This is a genomic window from Achromobacter sp. Marseille-Q0513 (assembly GCF_018195695.1).
Lineage (GTDB): Bacteria > Pseudomonadota > Gammaproteobacteria > Burkholderiales > Burkholderiaceae_B > Achromobacter.
In genome coordinates, this window is the sequence record NZ_JAGTJY010000003.1 from 66,727 (window position 1) to 82,721 (window position 15,995).

At 67.3% G+C, this 15,995-nt stretch carries 17 protein-coding genes; 5 read left to right on the forward strand and 12 right to left on the reverse strand.

What is annotated here, in order from left to right; translation table 11 throughout:
• Positions 1-265: 265 nt before the first annotated feature.
• Positions 266-2,377 (forward strand): elongation factor G, encoded by a 2,112-nt coding sequence (gene fusA / locus KDH83_RS01655; RefSeq protein WP_212312376.1) that lies wholly within the window; start codon positions 266-268, stop codon positions 2,375-2,377.
• 16 nt (positions 2,378-2,393) lie between these two features.
• Here the strand turns inward: fusA and KDH83_RS01660 are convergent, their stop codons facing one another.
• Positions 2,394-3,293 carry a DMT family transporter gene (locus KDH83_RS01660; RefSeq protein ID WP_212312378.1) on the reverse strand — a complete coding sequence of 300 codons (900 nt, stop codon included), beginning with the start codon at positions 3,291-3,293 and terminating at the stop codon, positions 2,394-2,396.
• Between the two features lie 300 nt (positions 3,294-3,593).
• On the opposite strand from KDH83_RS01660, the gene KDH83_RS01665 reads away from it, so the two are divergent.
• The gene (locus KDH83_RS01665; protein WP_212312380.1) at positions 3,594-4,064 is read left to right on the forward strand and encodes an Lrp/AsnC family transcriptional regulator; all 471 of its coding nucleotides are present in this window, start codon (positions 3,594-3,596) and stop codon (positions 4,062-4,064) included.
• A 39-nt stretch (positions 4,065-4,103) separates the two neighbouring features.
• Here the strand turns inward: KDH83_RS01665 and KDH83_RS01670 are convergent, their stop codons facing one another.
• Positions 4,104-4,919 carry an alpha/beta hydrolase gene (locus KDH83_RS01670; RefSeq protein WP_212312382.1) on the reverse strand — a complete coding sequence of 272 codons (816 nt, stop codon included), beginning with the start codon at positions 4,917-4,919 and terminating at the stop codon, positions 4,104-4,106.
• Positions 4,920-5,084: 165 nt separating this feature from the next.
• On the opposite strand from KDH83_RS01670, the gene KDH83_RS01675 reads away from it, so the two are divergent.
• Positions 5,085-5,582 (forward strand): YbaK/EbsC family protein, encoded by a 498-nt coding sequence (locus tag KDH83_RS01675; protein ID WP_212312384.1) that lies wholly within the window; start codon positions 5,085-5,087, stop codon positions 5,580-5,582.
• 28 nt (positions 5,583-5,610) lie between these two features.
• On the opposite strand, the gene KDH83_RS01680 is transcribed toward KDH83_RS01675, so the two are convergent.
• The 10 genes from KDH83_RS01680 to KDH83_RS01725 all read right to left on the reverse strand — a co-directional run bounded on the left by KDH83_RS01680 (position 5,611) and on the right by KDH83_RS01725 (position 14,586).
• Positions 5,611-6,420 (reverse strand): ABC transporter ATP-binding protein, encoded by an 810-nt coding sequence (locus KDH83_RS01680; protein WP_249204755.1) that lies wholly within the window; start codon positions 6,418-6,420, stop codon positions 5,611-5,613.
• Positions 6,417-7,460, reverse strand: a complete 1,044-nt coding sequence (locus tag KDH83_RS01685; RefSeq protein ID WP_212312386.1) for an iron ABC transporter permease — start codon at positions 7,458-7,460, stop codon at positions 6,417-6,419. The genes KDH83_RS01680 and KDH83_RS01685 overlap by 4 nt, the downstream gene beginning before the upstream one ends.
• A complete protein-coding gene (gene ybgF, locus KDH83_RS01690; protein ID WP_212312388.1) occupies positions 7,460-8,149 on the reverse strand; it encodes a tol-pal system protein YbgF in 690 nt (229 codons plus the stop codon). Before ybgF ends, KDH83_RS01685 begins: the two co-directional genes overlap by 1 nt.
• An 85-nt stretch (positions 8,150-8,234) precedes the next feature.
• Entirely contained in the window at positions 8,235-8,732 is a 498-nt protein-coding gene (gene pal, locus KDH83_RS01695; RefSeq protein ID WP_212312389.1) for a peptidoglycan-associated lipoprotein Pal, read from the reverse strand.
• Positions 8,733-8,763: 31 nt separating this feature from the next.
• The gene (gene tolB / locus KDH83_RS01700; RefSeq protein WP_212312390.1) at positions 8,764-10,083 is read right to left on the reverse strand and encodes a Tol-Pal system beta propeller repeat protein TolB; all 1,320 of its coding nucleotides are present in this window, start codon (positions 10,081-10,083) and stop codon (positions 8,764-8,766) included.
• A gap of 20 nt (positions 10,084-10,103) precedes the next feature.
• Positions 10,104-11,192 carry a cell envelope integrity protein TolA gene (gene tolA / locus KDH83_RS01705; protein WP_212312391.1) on the reverse strand — a complete coding sequence of 363 codons (1,089 nt, stop codon included), beginning with the start codon at positions 11,190-11,192 and terminating at the stop codon, positions 10,104-10,106.
• 39 nt (positions 11,193-11,231) lie between these two features.
• Positions 11,232-11,690, reverse strand: coding sequence for an ExbD/TolR family protein (locus tag KDH83_RS01710; protein ID WP_006388741.1), 459 nt, complete (start codon positions 11,688-11,690; stop codon positions 11,232-11,234).
• Positions 11,690-12,373 (reverse strand): protein TolQ, encoded by a 684-nt coding sequence (tolQ, locus tag KDH83_RS01715; RefSeq protein ID WP_103272452.1) that lies wholly within the window; start codon positions 12,371-12,373, stop codon positions 11,690-11,692. Before tolQ ends, KDH83_RS01710 begins: the two co-directional genes overlap by 1 nt.
• 2 nt (positions 12,374-12,375) lie before the next feature.
• Positions 12,376-12,798, reverse strand: a complete 423-nt coding sequence (gene ybgC / locus KDH83_RS01720) for a tol-pal system-associated acyl-CoA thioesterase (RefSeq protein WP_103272453.1) — start codon at positions 12,796-12,798, stop codon at positions 12,376-12,378.
• A 57-nt stretch (positions 12,799-12,855) separates the two neighbouring features.
• On the reverse strand, positions 12,856-14,586 hold the full coding sequence (locus KDH83_RS01725; RefSeq protein WP_212312392.1) for a proline--tRNA ligase: 1,731 nt from the start codon (positions 14,584-14,586) through the stop codon (positions 12,856-12,858).
• Between the two features lie 65 nt (positions 14,587-14,651).
• On the opposite strand from KDH83_RS01725, the gene KDH83_RS01730 reads away from it, so the two are divergent.
• On the forward strand, positions 14,652-15,224 hold the full coding sequence (locus KDH83_RS01730) for an RNA pyrophosphohydrolase (protein ID WP_103272455.1): 573 nt from the start codon (positions 14,652-14,654) through the stop codon (positions 15,222-15,224).
• Positions 15,205-15,894 carry a response regulator gene (locus KDH83_RS01735; RefSeq protein WP_103272456.1) on the forward strand — a complete coding sequence of 230 codons (690 nt, stop codon included), beginning with the start codon at positions 15,205-15,207 and terminating at the stop codon, positions 15,892-15,894. Before KDH83_RS01730 ends, KDH83_RS01735 begins: the two co-directional genes overlap by 20 nt.
• The last annotated feature ends 101 nt before the right edge of the window (positions 15,895-15,995 follow it).

Below are 15,995 nucleotides of genomic sequence, written 5' to 3' on the forward strand. Positions count from 1 at the left end.
CTTCAGCCGTCCGTCAGTGCGCCGCCCGTGCGGGCATCAAGCCCCTCCCACCGGAGGGGCTTTTGCTTGGCCGCGCGTTTCGTCCGCCCCGTGCAGCGTTCCTGTTGCTTTCCCTCTTGCAGCCTGACGCGCCGCGCGTAATATTGGCGATGCAAGTGCGGGCGCGCCGTACGCAACGCATCTGGCCGCGGCTACGCGCCCGCCGCGGCAACGCCCGGTCGGGCTTGCCGTCTTCGCCCATCTGCACACAGCAAGGGAAGAGGCCATGACTCGCAAGACGCGCATCGAGCTTTACCGCAATATCGGCATCAGCGCCCATATCGACGCGGGCAAGACGACCACCACCGAGCGCATCCTCTTCTACACCGGCATCACCCACAAGATCGGCGAGGTGCACGACGGCGCCGCCGTGATGGACTGGATGGAGCAGGAACAGGAGCGCGGCATCACGATCACGTCGGCCGCCACCACCGCGTTCTGGAAGGGCATGGCCGGCAACTATCCCGAGCACCGCATCAACATCATCGACACGCCGGGACACGTGGACTTCACCATCGAGGTCGAGCGCTCCATGCGCGTGCTGGACGGCGCCGTCATGGTGTACGACTCCGTCGGCGGCGTGCAGCCGCAGTCCGAGACGGTCTGGCGCCAGGCCAACAAGTACAAGGTGCCGCGGCTGGCCTTCGTCAACAAGATGGACCGCGTGGGCGCGGATTTCCTGCGCGTGCAGCGCCAGATCGTCGAGCGCCTGAAAGGCGACGCCGTGCCGATCCAGCTGCCCGTGGGCGCCGAGGATCACTTCGAGGGCGTGATCGACCTGGTCAAGATGAAGGCCATCATCTGGGATGATGCCAGCCAGGGCGTGCGCTTCGAGTACCGCGACATTCCGGCGAACATGCAGGCCGAGGCCGAGTCCTGGCGCGAGAAGATGGTCGAGAAGGCGGCCGAGGCCAACGAGACGCTGCTGGAGAAGTACCTGTCCGGCGAGGCCTTGACCGAAGAGGAAATCAAGCAGGGCCTGCGCGCCCGCACCGTGGCCAACGAGATCGTGCCCATGCTGTGCGGCAGCGCCTTCAAGAACAAGGGCGTGCAGGCCATGCTGGACGCGGTGATCGACTACCTGCCGTCGCCGGTGGACGTGCCGGCGATCATGGGCCACGACGAGCGCGACCGCGAGATCGAGCGCCATCCGACCGACAAGGAACCGTTCTCGGCCCTGGCCTTCAAGATCATGACCGACCCGTTCGTCGGCCAGCTGGTGTTCTTCCGCGCGTATTCCGGCGTGGTGAAGTCGGGCGACTCCGTCTACATCCCCGGCAAGGAAAGGAAGGAGAGGCTGGGCCGCATCCTGCAGATGCACGCCAACGAGCGGCGCGAGATCACCGAGGTCTATGCCGGCGACATCGCGGCGGCGGTAGGCGTGAAGGACGTCACCACCGGCGATACGCTCAGCGACCCGGCGCACGTCATCATCCTGGAACGCATGGTGTTCCCCGAGCCCGTGATCTCGCAGGCGGTGGAGCCCAAGACCAAGGCCGACCAGGAAAAGATGGGCATCGCGCTGGGCCGGCTGGCGCAGGAGGATCCGTCGTTCCGCGTGCGCACCGACGAAGAGTCGGGGCAGACGATCATCTCCGGCATGGGCGAGCTGCACCTGGAGATCCTGGTGGACCGGATGAAGCGCGAGTTCGGCGTGGAGGCGACCGTGGGCAAGCCGCAGGTGGCCTACCGCGAGACCATCCGCAAGACCTGCGACGAGGTCGAGGGCAAGTTCGTCAAGCAGTCGGGCGGCCGTGGCCAGTATGGCCATGTGGTGTTGAAGCTGGAGCCGCAGGAACCGGGCAAAGGCTACGAGTTCGTCGACGCGATCAAGGGCGGCGTGGTGCCGCGAGAGTTCATCCCCGCGGTGGACAAGGGCATCCGCGAATCGCTCAACGCCGGCGTGCTGGCAGGTTATCCGGTGGTGGATGTGAAGGCGACGCTGTTCTTTGGCTCGTACCACGACGTGGACTCGAACGAAAACGCCTTCCGCATGGCCGCGTCCATGGCGTTCAAGGAAGGCATGCGGCGCGCCGATCCGGTGCTGCTGGAGCCGATGATGCAGGTCGAGGTGGAAACGCCAGAGGATTTCACCGGCAACGTCATGGGCGACCTGTCCTCGCGCCGGGGCATGGTGCAGGGCATGGAAGACATCGCGGGCGGCGGCGGCAAGCTGGTGCGGGCCGAGGTGCCGCTGGCCGAGATGTTCGGCTACTCCACGTCCCTGCGTTCGCTGACGCAGGGACGGGCCACCTACACCATGGAGTTCAAGCACTACGCCGAGGCGCCGCGCCAGGTGATGCAGGAAGTCATCGCGGCCAAGGGCGGCGGCCGCTGATCGCGTCGCGGGCGGATCAGGCCGGGGCGGCGGCGGCTGCCGTCCGGCCGCGCCCGCGCAGCGATGCCAGGCGCACGCCCAGCAGGATCATCACGAAGCCGTAGGCGTGGAACAGCTGCGGCGCTTCGTCCAGCAGCGGCCAGGCCAGCAGCGCCGCGTAGACCGGCACCAGGAACATCGACAGCCCCGCCGTGGCCGGGCCGGCCTGGCTGATCAGCCGGCCGTACACGTAGTACGCGCCCAGGCTGGGCACGACGGCCAGGAACAGCAGCGTGGCGGCCAGGCGCGGATCGCTCCAGGCCGGCGCGGCGCCGGTCAGCGTTTCAACGGCGGCGAAGGGCGCCAGTGCCAGCGCGCCGGCGGCCATCATCACGGCCAGCTTGGCGCTGGCAGGCACCGCGGGCTGGGGCAGGCGCTTTTGCAGCACCGTGTAGAAGGCCCAGCCGGTGGCGGCCAGCAGCACCCACAGATCGCCCTGGCCGAAGGCCAGCCGCGCCAGCACATCGGCGTCGCCGCGCGATAGCACCGTCAGCACGCCGCCCAGCGCCAGCAACAGGCCGGCCACGCGCGTGGCCGGCAGGGGCTTGCGCCAGATCAGCGCTTCCAGCAGCGATACCAGGATGGGGCTGCACGAGAAGATCAGCGCGATGTTCGTGGCGCTGGTGTTCTGGGCGCCGATGTATTGCGGCGCCACCGCCACGCCCATGCCCAGCACCGCCAGGGGCAGCAGCGAGGGCAGGCCGCGGCGCAGCGCCTGGCGATGCCGGTACAGCGCGGGCGCGGCGATCGGCAGCAGGATCAGCAGCGCGATCAGCCAGCGGCCGAAGGCCAGGAAAACGGGGGGAAGGGCGGCGTCGTGGGCCCATCGGGCCGCCACCATGTTGGAGGCGAAAAGCGCGGGGGCGCTGAAAAGCATGGCCGTGCCGGCAAGGCCCAGGCCGGGGCGTGCTGCGGGTGCTGCGGTGTGAGGCATGATGTCCGGCCGCGCGGGTCGGCGCGCGGCTTGCTGCGATGAATCGCCGGTGTCCGGGCGGGGTTGTGCCGCCGCTCGGGCGCCGGATCGGACGGGCGGGGTAGTGCCCGTCTTGATGGAGAGTCTATCGGCAGATTCGCAAAATAGGTTTCCGTATTCACGCCTGATCTAGCGGATAAGGAAAATTAATATCCTCTAGAATTTGGTTTTGAAGAGATATTCTCCAAAGCAGGAGCGCCCCGCGTGTCCACGCCACCCAAAATCGATGAAACCGACCGCAAGATCCTGCGCGCGCTGCGCGCCGACGGCCGGCTGACCAACCTGAAACTGGCCGAGCAGGTCGGGCTGTCGCCCACGCCCTGCTGGAATCGCGTCAGGGCGCTGGAAGAGGCGGGCGTGATCGAGGGCTATGCGGCGCTGCTGAACCAGAAGGCGCTGGGCCTGCCGGATACCGTCATGATCGAGGTGACGCTGGAACATCACGACGATGACACGCTGGCGCGCTTTGGCGAAGAGATCACCCGCCTGCCGGAGGTGGTCGAGGCTTTCCTGGTCACGGGCGAATACGACTATCTGATCAAGGTCGCGGTCGCGGGCACCGAGGGCTACGAGGAATTCCTGCGCAAGCGCCTGTACAAGCTCAAGGGCGTGCGGCACAGCCGTTCCACGTTCGTGTTGCGGCGGCTCAAGCACACGCCGTCGGTCGAGCCGTGACGCGTGCGTCGCGCGCGCCCGGCGCGGAGCCGGGACGGTTCAGCCCAGTCCGTTCAGGAACTCGTCGATCGCGCCGTTGAAGGCCCGCGGATTACCCAGGTTCATGCCATGTGAAGAACCGGCGATATCGATGCGCCGAGCCTGCGGCAGCCAGCGCGACAGCGCATCCAGCACGGCGGGATAGGGCTGCGGGCTGAGGGCGCCGCCGATCAGCAGGGCGGGCAAGGCCAGGCTGCCGATCTGTGCGGCGGTCAGGACGGGCGGCTTTTCGTCGACCTGTCCGAACAGGGTGCCGACGTTGTCGCGCACCATTTCCTTGAACCAGGGCACCATGCGCTGCCAGGTGTTGGGGCCGGTCACCGTGTCCACGAACAGCGCCAGGCCGGTGTCCACGTCGCCTTGCCGGATCAGCGCGAGCGCTTCCTGGCGGAAGCTGCCGCGCAGATCGTCTTCGCCGGGCAGCGGCAGGCCGGGATCGGCCAGCGTCAGGCTGCGCAGGGCGTCGGGCCGCCGCAGCGCGACTTCCAGCGCGACGCGGCCGCCGCGCGAATGGCCGACGAGATCGGCGCGTCCGCCGGCCACCTGGTCGATGAACTCAAGCACGTCCTCGGCATGCTGCGCGACCGAGAAGCCGCCGCCTTCGCCGTTCCAGGCTTCCGGCCAGTACCGGCGCAGGCAGACAGCCAGCACCCGGCGGTTGCGGCCCAGCGGGCCCATCTGCGATTTCCAGTAGCGGCTGTCCGACAGCGAACCATGCACCAGCACTAGCGGGTCGCCGCTGCCATATTCGGTGTAGGACATGGCATAGCCGCCGATGATGGCGGTCTGCTGGGGCAGGACGGGTTCGGAACGCATTGGTGCAGGGTTGGGAGGGCCAGGGTCGCATTCTAGCCCGATGCGCCGCGCCCTTTGAGGCGCCGAGGCCGGAACGGCTGCTCCGTGAACTGCTGATATGCTAATTGCGGATCGCCCGCCGTCCGGCGGGTTTTTGCGAACACTCATTTGATCGGAGCTGTCCCGATGTCCCCGGAGTCCCTTGCCGCCTTGCCCGAATCCGCCCAACGTGTCGCCCGCCTCCTGCTGGAGCTGGGCCACGACAAGCCCGTGGTGGTCCTGCCGCAGACCGGCAAGACCTCGGCGGAAGCGGCGGCGGGCCTGGGCTGCGAGGTGGCGCAGATCGCCAAGTCGATCATCTTCCGCCGCGCCGCCGACAACGCGCCCGTGCTGGTGATCGCCAGCGGCACCAACCGGGTGGACGAGGCCAAGGTGTCGGCGCAGGTGGGCGCACTGGCCAAGGCCGACGCCAAGTTCGTGCGGGACATGACGGGCTACGCCATCGGCGGCGTCTGCCCGATCGGCCACGCGGTCAAGCCGGTGATGCTGCTGGATCAGGACCTGTTCCAGTACGACAGCCTGTGGGCCGCCGCCGGGCATCCGCACGCGGTGTTCAACCTGACGCCGCGACAACTGGCCGACATGACCGGCGCGCCGGTCGCGGACGTGGCGCAGCGCGCCTGACCCCGCTGGCCGCCGCGCGGCCGGGCTGTCAGTGCGGATGCGCCAACAGCCCGTCGATCAGCACCTGGCGCAGGCCCCGGCTGCAGCTTTCCACGCGTCCCTGCACCCCATAGACGGCGGCCAGCGCCTGCGGCGTGATCACATCCGCGGGCGCGCCGGCGCCCGCCAGCCGGCCTTGGTGGATCAGTACTGCCTGATCGGCATGCTGCAGGGCCGCGTTCAGGTCGTGCAGCACGATGACGCTGATCAGCCCGTGCTGCCGCGTCTCCTGCCGCAGCAATTGCATGACGTGGAACTGGTAATTCAGGTCCAGCGCCGACAGCGGCTCGTCCAGCAGCAGCACGCGCGGACGGCGGATCAAGGCCTGGGCCAGGCCCACCAGCTGCTTCTGCCCGCCCGAGAGCGCGTCCAGATAGTGCAGGGACAGGGGGGCGATGCCCAGGCGCTCCAGCAGCGCCTCGATCTCGGCGGGACTGGCCGAGGGCGCCAGTCCGTCGCCCGCGCGGGAGGCCACCAGCACAGATTCGAACACCCGCAGATGGACTTCGGCGGGCAGGCCCTGCGGCAGGTAGACGACATGGCGCGCGCGCTCGGCCGGATTGGCAGCCGTGAGGTCGCGGCCGTCCAGGCGGGCCGTTCCGGTGCGCGCGCGAACCAGGCCCGCCAGCGTCTTGAGCAGCGTGGACTTGCCGCTGCCGTTCGGTCCCAGCAGCGCGGTGAGTTGGCCCGCGGCCAGCGCGGGCAGGCTCAGCCCGTGCAGCACGTCCTGGCGGCCATAGCCGGCCTTCAGCCCGTCCACCTCGAGCATGGCGGGCGCGTGGGCGCAAGCCGTGTTCATGGCAGGCGGCGGCGCATGACCACCCACACGAAGAAGGGGGTGCCGGCCCGCGGGGGGACGGTGCCGGCCGGGGTGGTCCCGCCGGGCATCCGGGTCTTGGGCGCCCGCGAGGCGGGGGCCAGGGGGGGGGCGCCCCTCCGGGGGCCGCCGGGGACGGCATAGGGGAGGGTCCCGCCGCGCCAGCGCGGGGCGGGATGGGGCGCCACCAGGCCGATGAAGCCGATGGTGCCGACGAAAGCCACGGACAGCGCCGACAGCAGGCTGACGCGCGCCAGCGCTGCCACCCGCACGCGCCGCACGTCCACGCCGAAGCTGGCGGCGCGCTCTTCGCCCAGCCGCAGCGCGGTCAGTTTCCAGGATTGGCGCAAGGCCAGCGGCAGGGCCAGCGCCACGGCCATGGCCAGCGCGCCGGCCGACGCCCAGCTGGAGCGCGACAGGCTGCCCATGGTCCAGAACACGAGGTTCTGCAGCGCCTCGGCGCTGGCGACGAATTGCACCAGCGACACCAGCGCGTTGAAGCTGAACACCATGGCGATGCCGAACAGCACCACGCCCTGGGTGTTCATGCCCGCCCAGCGCGCCGCGGCGTCCAGCGCCAGCGCCGCCAGCGCGGCGAACAGGAAGGCGTTGCCGGCGATCAGCCAGCCCGCGGGCACGCCGGGCAGGCCCAGGTTGAGCACGATGGCCAGCGAGGCGCCGAAGGCGGCCGCCGAAGACACGCCCAGCGTGAACGGGCTGGCCAGCGGGTTGTTGAGGATGGTCTGCATCTCGGCGCCGGCCAGGCCCAGCGCGGCGCCAACCAGCGCGGCCATCAAGGCCTGGGGCAGGCGGATGTCCCAGACGATGACGCGGGTGCTGGGATCGGCTGCGGCGGGCGCGCTCAGCGCGCGCCACAGTTCGCTCCAGGACAGGGCGGAAGGCCCCGTCGTGAAGTCAGCCAGCAGCGCAATGAAAATCGCCGCCAGCAGCAGGGCGATGAGCCCTGCCCGGCGGCGCAGGATGTGCCGATAGGCGGTGACCGCGGACGCGGCTGCCGCCATTACTGCAGCAGTTGGAGACGGCTCTTGGCCGTGCCGGCGGCGGGCGCGCTGGGATAGTCGCGGACGATGCGCTGCAGCGTCGTCTTGGCGCCGGCGCGGTTGTTCAGTTCGATCTGGCTGCCGGCGATGACGAGCAGGGCATCGGGGGCGCGCGCGTTGTCGGGGGCCTTCTGGACCATGCTGGTGAGCTGCTCGATCGCGCCCTTGAAGTCCTTCAGCGCGTAGCGGCTGCTGCCCAGGTAGAACTGGGCGCTCGGAGCGAGCTGGCTGGCCGGATAGAGCGCGGTGAAGGCGGCGAAGGATTCCGAGGCTTCCTTGTACTGGCCCTTGCGGAACAGGTCGATCGCGCCGTCATAGGCGGCCTGTTCCTGCGGATCGCCGGCATTCGCGCCAGGCGGGTTGGCGCTGCCGGCCGCGCCGCCGCCCTTGGCGCCGGGCTGCTGGCGGGATACGAGTTCGAGTTGGTCGCGCAATTGGGCGACTTCCTGCTGCAAGGCCTGGATCTGGTCGGCCAGTTGCAGCCGGGCGCGCTGGTTCTGTTCGTTCTGCTGTTGCACCTGCTGGCGCAAGTCTAGGATGGCCCGGCGGGCCTCGTCGTCGGCGAAAGCCTGGACGGGAGCGGCCAGGGCGGCCAGCGCCAGACCGGCGGAGGCAATCAGGGGACGCAGGGACAGAACGTTATCGCGCATGAAAATTCCCGGGTGAAAAAAGAAACGCCGGGACGGCCGGCTGACCGTCCCGACGCGTCGTGGGGCAATCGACTATACGAAAAGCTTAGCGCTGATAAACGATATCGGCGCGGCGGTTTTCCGCGAAGTCGGCTTCCGACGTGCCACTCGACTTCGGCTTTTCCTTGCCGAAGCTGATGGTTTCGATCTGGTTGTCGCTGACGCCCAGCAGGGTCATCATGCGACGAACCGCGTCAGCGCGGCGCTGACCCAGGGCCAGGTTGTATTCGGCGCCGCCGCGCTCGTCGGTGTTGCCTTCGATCTTGATGCGTTGCTGCTGGTGCGAGGCCAGGTAACGGGCATGGGTTTCCACCAGGCTGCGGTACTGGTCCGACACCGAGTAGCTGTCGAAGTCAAAGTATACCGAGCGCTGTTGCGCCAGGATGCTTTGGGGGTTGAAGGGATCAAGGATCTGGCCAGAGGCCTGTCCTTGGCCAGCGCCTCCGCCCTGACCCGCTTTATCGTCGAGAGGGACGGAGCTGCAAGCTGCCAGGGTGGCGGCCAGAGCGGCGATGGTTAGGCTTTTGGCAATGCGCGACTTCATGATAGTTCCTTTGCAAAGAGAGTCACACGTGTTATCGGGTAAATGGGCCCCAAGTCGGTTCACGTATTTCCCCATTCAGTACCGAAAGCGTCTGCCGTACGCGGCCATCGCTCGACACACCCGCAAGCACGCTACGGCCGTTCTGCACGGCGGCGTAGAGGACTTGCATGCCATTCGGCGCGAAGCTCGGAGACTGATCGTCACGACCATCAGTCAGCAAGGATTCGGAGCCTGAGGACAGGTTCAACGAGGCGATTCGAAACGCGCCGTCGCGTCTTGCAACGTACAGCAACGTCGATCCATCGGGGGAAATTCGGGGTGAGATGTTGTAACCACCATTAAACGTGAGGCGGCGAGCATCGCCACCGTCCAGGCCGGTCTGATAGATTTGCGGCCCGCCGCTGCGGTCACTGGTAAAGATAATGGAACGGCCGTCTGGCGTAAAGCTCGGCTCGGTGTCAATCCCGGGAGAACGCGTAACTCGGCGCATATTCGAGCCGCCGGCCGCGCTGACGATGTAAATTTGCGACAACCCGTCGCGCGTCAGCGCCACGGCCAGCTGGGTGCCGTCGGGCGACCAGCCCGGGGCGCTGTTGTTGCCCTTGAAGTTGGCCACGGGCACGCGGGCGCTGGTGGCCAGGGTGTGCACGTACACGACCGGCTTGCCGGATTCGAAGCTCACATAGGCCAGCTTCGAACCATCGGGCGACCAGGAGGGCGAGATGATCGGCTCGCGCGAACGCAGCGCGACCTGGGGATTCTGGCCGTCGGCGTCGGCGACCTGCAGTTCGTAGGTCGGGCCTTGCTTGAGCACGTAGGCGATGCGGGTGGAGAACACGCCGCGAACGCCGGTGATCTTTTCGTAGATGCGGTCGGCGATCTGGTGGGCGACGCGGCGCAGTTCCTGCTCGGTGCCCGAGAACGCCACGCCGTCCAGCTGACCCTTCTTGACCGTGTCGGCCAGGCGGTAGCGCACGTCGTAGCGGCCGTCGGCGCCGCGCACGATGCTGCCATAGGCCAGGAAGTCGGCGCCCTTCGAGCGCCAGTCGTCATGCGAGATGGCCGAATCGACGTTCAGGGCGGCGCCGGCGGCGCTGATCAGGCGGAACTGACCCGTGCGGGTCAGGTCGGCGCGGATCACCTCGGCCAGGGCGCGGCCGTGGGCATCGTCCACGGCGAAATCGGCGATGGCCACCGGGTATTGGGTGGCGCCAGTGCCGGAAATGTCGACGCGCAGTTGCGCGTGGGCAGGCCGGACGGCCAGCAGGCTGGCGAACGCCAGCAGCAGCGCCAGTCCGTACGTTCGCCAGAACGCAAGGAGGGGGGCGCTTCGGCTATGGGCGGGAGTCATGATCAGCAATCTCCTGTCTATTAGTACATGCTGTACTCACCGTAGATACTCGGTTCGTAGCGGCCATTCGAAGGTTTCGGGAAGGGGTTGCAGCGGCGGATGCCGGCTTCGATCGCGCGGTCGAACGCCGGGATGCCCGAAGAGCGGGTAATCGTAACTGCGGTGACCTTGCCGTCAGAAGTATTCAACTTTACTTGGTATTCCGCCGTGGGGTTGTCAGCGCCACTGCGGGGAGGCGTCGGATAAGCGACGCCCGGCTGCACGCAGGCACGGACCTTGGCGCCATAGCCCGCGTCGCGGCCACCGGATCCGCCGGTCTGGTTGCGGTCGGCGGTGCCGCCCGGAATGCCGGCCGCGCCGAGCGCGTCGTTGCGGAAAGCGTCCTTGAGGGCCTTGTCGGCGGCAGCCTTCTTGGCGGCCTCTTCCTTGGCCTTCTTCTCGGCGGCGGCCTTTTCGGCAGCGACCTTTTCAGCCGCGGCCTTGTCGGCGGCCGCCTTCTCGGCAGCAGCCTTGTCGGCGGCGGCCTTCTTGGCGGCGTCTTCCTTGGCCTTCTTCTCGGCGGCGACCTTCTCGGCCGCGGCCTTTTCCGCGGCGGCCTTCTCGGCGGCAGCCTTGTCGGCGGCCTGGCGTTCCTGCTCCAGGCGCTTCTTTTCCTTCAGCTCGGCCTGCTTGCGCTCTTCCTCGAGGCGCGCCTTTTCCTTGGCGGCCTCGGCGGCTTCGCGCGCCTTTTCCTCTTCCTCGCGCTTCTTCTTGGCTTGCTGCAGCGCGATCTCGGGGTCGACTTCCGACTTGGGCGGCTGGACCTTGGGCTCGGGCGGAGGCGGGGGAGGATCCGGCTGCTTCTGCGGCTCGGGTTCCGGTTGCGGCTTGGGCTGCGGCTGAGGTTTGGGCGGCTCGGGCGTGGGCGGCGGCGAACCGGGCGAATTGCCGTTCGCCCAGAGCTGCACTTCCACCGGGCCGGGCGTTTCCGTGCGCCAGTTCAGGTTGAAGATCAACACGGCCAGCAGCAGCGCGTGCACCAACAAGGCCAGAAGCAGGGCTTTCCGGTTGTCATTGTTGGGCGGCGTGGCCGGGGGGCCGCTGCGGTGTCGAATGATGGGTGGCGTCATGGGCGTTGCGTGCCGGCGAGCCGGCGGGAGAGCGTCGCGTTAGCGTTTCTTCGCGGGAGCGGGCTGGTTGCCGCCGGCGGACTGGTCCACCAGCAGGCCCAGGCGGGTGATGCCGTTGGTGCGCAGCTCGTCCATGACCTTCACGACCGTCTCGTAGGGCACCTTGCCGTCGGCGGCGATGACCACCGGGGTTTCCGCGGTGATGCGCGAACGCACCTGCGCCACCAGCTCGGGGCGGGCGATGTCCTGCATCGTCGCACCAGGCTCGCGCATGCGCAGCGCGATCTTGCCGTCTTCGGAGATCTGCACTTCCAGCGGCTTGACCGGCACGTCGGAGGCGGCGCCGACCGACGGCAGCTGGATCAGGCCCGGCGTGATCAGGGGCGCGGTCACCATGAAGATGACCAGCAGCACCAGCATCACGTCGATGTAGGGCACCACGTTGATGTCGGCCTTCATGCGGCGGCCGGACCTGCCGCGCGAGCTTACCGAGGGCATTAGCGCACCTGCCGTTGCAGAATGTTCAGGAACTCGTCGACGAAGCTGTCGAAGCGGATCGACAGACGGTCGATGTCATTGGTGAAGCGGTTATAGGCGACCACGGCCGGGATGGCCGCGAACAGGCCGATGGCGGTGGCGATCAGCGCTTCGGCGATGCCGGGCGCGACCGAGGCCAGCGTGGCCTGCTGCATGTTCGACAGGCCGATGAAGGCGTGCATGATGCCCCAGACCGTGCCGAGCAGGCCGATGTACGGCGACACCGAGCCAGCCGAGGCCAGGAAGTTCAGGTGCGATTCCAGCGAGTCCATTTCGCGCTGGTAGGCGGCGCGCATGGCGCGGCGCGGGCCGTCCAGCAGGGCGGTGGCGTCGCCGCCGGAACCGCCGCCGCGGCGAGCCTTCAGGAATTCGGTCATGCCGGCGTCGAAAATGCGGGCCAGGGCGCCTTGTTCGTCGCGGCGCGAGGCCACGGCCTGCTGCAGCATGGACAGGTCGCCGCCGGACCAGAAGTCATCCTCGAAGCGGCGAGTCTGGGAGTCGGCGCGCTTGATGGCCAGGCGCTTGGCGAAGATGTAGGTCCAGGACATGATCGAGATGCCCAGGAGCATCAGCATGATCAGCTGGACCGGCACGCTGGCGTGCGAAATCAGCGAAAGCAACGACATGTCGTTGGTGGCTTGCATGGTTATTCCTGAATTGATCCCAGTTTGGCGCGTAGGTCGGCCGGCAGTTCCGCCGGCCGCATTTGAACGGCGTCGACACAGCAGACTTGGATGTTGCCTTCGGCAAGCAGTTCCCCGTCGCGTTCCGCGCGCTGCGCGAAGTGTATCGAAGCTCGGCCCAGTCGTGTGACTCGGCTGCGTATGGTAAGCAAGTCATCCAGCCGGGCCGGCTTGCGGTAGGCCATGTCCAGCGCCTTGACGACGAACAGCCGCTGCTCTGACACGGCCAGGCCGGACTGGTTGATTCCCAGATCGCGCAGCCACTCGGTGCGAGCGCGTTCGAGGAATTTCAAGTAGTTGGCGTAGAAAACCACTCCTCCAGCGTCCGTGTCTTCGTAGTAGACGCGGACCTGGAAGAGGGATTCTGGGGACTTCGGATCGGTCACGATGCTGATATGGGCGTTGCGTATTCGGGACGCGAAAAGTCCGTAGTAACTATAGGGTTAGAGCGTGTCCAGCTTTGCCAGCACTTGCTCAAGCGCGGACTGTACCGGAATCTTGACCGCTTCGGTTTCCCGACGGGCCTGCAATTCCACCACACCGTCGTTCAGGCCGCGTTCTCCAACTGTTACGCGCAGCGGCGCACCGATCAGTTCCCACTCGGCGAACATGACGCCGGGACGGGCGTCGCGGTCGTCCAGGATGACGTCCACGCCGCGCGCCAGCAGCGATTCGTAGAGCTTCTGGGCGGTGTCACGCACCGTTTCACTTTTACCCCAGCCAACCGGGCAGATCACCACTTCGAAGGGGGCGATGGCGCGCGGCCAGATGATGCCGCGGGCGTCGTGGTTCTGCTCGATGGCGGCGCCCACGATGCGGGTCACGCCGATGCCGTAGCAGCCCATTTCCAGCGTGGCGGGCTTGCCGGTCTCGTCCAGGAACGTGGCCTTGAGGGCCTCGGAGTACTTCTTGCCCAGATAGAAGACGTGTCCGACTTCGATGCCGCGCATGATGGAAAGCGTGCCCTTGCCGTCCGGCGAGGGGTCGCCGGCGACCACGTTGCGCAGGTCGGCGACCTGCTCGGGCTCGGGCAGGTCGCGGCCCCAGTTCACGCCCTGGATATGGAAGTCTTCCTTGTTGGCGCCGCAGACGAAATCCGCCATGTGGGCGACCGTGCGGTCGGCCACGACGCGGACCGGCTTGGCGGTGCCGACCGGGCCCAGATAGCCGGGCTTGCAGCCGAAATGCTCGACGATCTCGCTTTCGGTGGCGAAGCGGAAGCCCGCCAGGCCGGGCAGCTTGCCGGCCTTGATCTCGTTCAGCTCGTGATCGCCGCGCAGCATCAGCAGCCAGATCTGGACCTGGCCCTTGTCGCCTTCGGTGGCCAGGACGATGGATTTGACGGTCTGTTCCAGCGGGATGCCGAGCAGCTTGGCCACGTCCTCGCACTTGGCCGCGCCGGGGGTGGCCACTTCTGCCATGGGCTGGCGGGCCTCGCCGCGCACCGGGTACAGGTTGGGCGCCTCGGCCAGCTCGATGTTGGCCGCGTATTCGGAGTCGCTGTTGTAGACCAGCAGGTCCTCGCCGGTTTCGGCGATGACCTGGAATTCATGGCTGCGGGTGCCGCCGATGGAGCCGGTATCGGCCGCCACGGCGCGGAACTCCAGGCCCAGACGGCTGAAGATGCGCATGTAGGCGGCGTACATCGTGTCGTAGCTGCGCTGGGCGCCGGCTTCGTCGCGGTCGAAGGAGTAGGCGTCCTTCATGGTGAATTCGCGGCCGCGCATCAGGCCGAAGCGGGGACGGCGCTCGTCCCGGAACTTGGTCTGGATGTGATAGAAGTTCACCGGCAGCTGGCGGTAGCTGTGGATCTCGTTGCGCGCGATGTCGGTGATGACTTCCTCGGACGTGGGCTGCAGCACGAAATCGCGCTGGTGGCGGTCCTTGATGCGCAGCAGTTCGGCGCCGTACTGCTCCCAGCGGCCCGATTCCTGCCAGAGTTCGGCTGGCTGGACCACCGGCATCAGCAGCTCCAGGGCGCCGGCGGCGTTCATCTCGTCACGGACGATGGCCTCGATCTTGCGGATGACCTTCAGCCCCAGGGGCATGTAGGTGTAGATGCCTCCGGCCAGCTTGCGGATCATGCCGGCCCGCGTCATCAGCTGATGGCTGGCGACTTCGGCTTCGGAGGGGGCTTCTTTGAGGGTATTGAGGTGGTAGGTAGATGCGCGCATGGTTAAAGGTGGCTGCAGATACGTATAATCGACTGTAATTGTATTGAATTCGGTGGGGGTGGCCCATGCTTGATCGCGAAGGCTACCGCCCCAATGTCGGCATCATTCTCGTCAATGGCAGGAACGAGGTCTTTTGGGGCAAGCGGATCAGGGAACATGCTTGGCAGTTCCCTCAGGGTGGCATCAAGTACGGCGAAAGCCCGGTGCAGGCCATGTATCGCGAGCTCCATGAAGAGGTGGGCTTGAAGCCCGAGCATGTCCGTATTTTGGGGCGTACACGAGATTGGTTACGTTATAACGTGCCAGATCATTTCGTCCGGCGTGAGTGGCGGGGCCACTATAAAGGACAAAAGCAGATTTGGTTTCTGCTGCGCCTGATCGGACGCGACAGCGACGTATGCCTGCGCGCGACGCAGCATCCCGAATTCGACGCCTGGCGCTGGAGCCAGTATTGGGTGCCGCTGGACGCCGTCATCGAGTTCAAGCGCGATGTCTATACCCAGGCGTTGAACGAGCTATCTGCCATACTCTTCCGGCGTCATCACGAAACCCGCTACCTGCGCCAGCGCGTGCATGGCCAGCGGGCTGCTGAGAACTTGCCCGAAGGAACGGACGGTCATGCGCATATTGTTGGTTGAAGACGAACGGGACATGGCGTCCTGGCTGATGCGCGCGCTCGCCCAGAGCGGCTTCGTGCCCGACCACGCAGCGGACGCCCGCAGCGCCGAAGCCTTCATGGCCGGCAACGAGTACGACGCCATCGTCATGGATTTGCGCCTGCCGGACAAGCACGGCCTGGTGGTGCTGCGCGAAATGCGCAACCGCGACGACCGCACGCCGGTGCTGCTGCTGACCGCCCAGGGCGCGCTGCAGGACCGCGTCCGCGGCCTGAACCTGGGCGCCGACGACTTCCTGACCAAGCCCTTCGCCCTGGAAGAGCTGGAAGCCCGCCTGACCGCCCTGGTGCGGCGCAGCCGCGGCCGCCAGCATCCCCGGCTGCAATGCGGTTCGCTGTCCTACGACAGCGAAAGCCGCGCCTTCACGCTGGACGGCTCCCTGCTGTTCCTGACCCCGCGCGAGCACGCCGCCCTGGCAGCGCTGCTGACCCGCAGCGGCTATCCGGTGGACAAGTCGCAGCTGTTCGGCAAGGTCTTCACCCACGACAGCGAAGCGAACCCGGATGCCATCGAGGTGGTGCTGCACCGGCTGCGCAAGAAACTGGCGGGCAGCGACGTGCGCATCGTCACGGTGCGCGGGCTGGGCTACATGCTGGAAAGCGTGGCCGCCGCGCCCGCCGAGGGCAACTGAGCGGCGGGCCGGGACGGCCCGCGCCCCGCTTGCCAGCCGGATGACCTGCGCGTCCGGCGCCTAAAGTTTTTTCAAACAGGCGTACAGAATTCCCCGTTGGA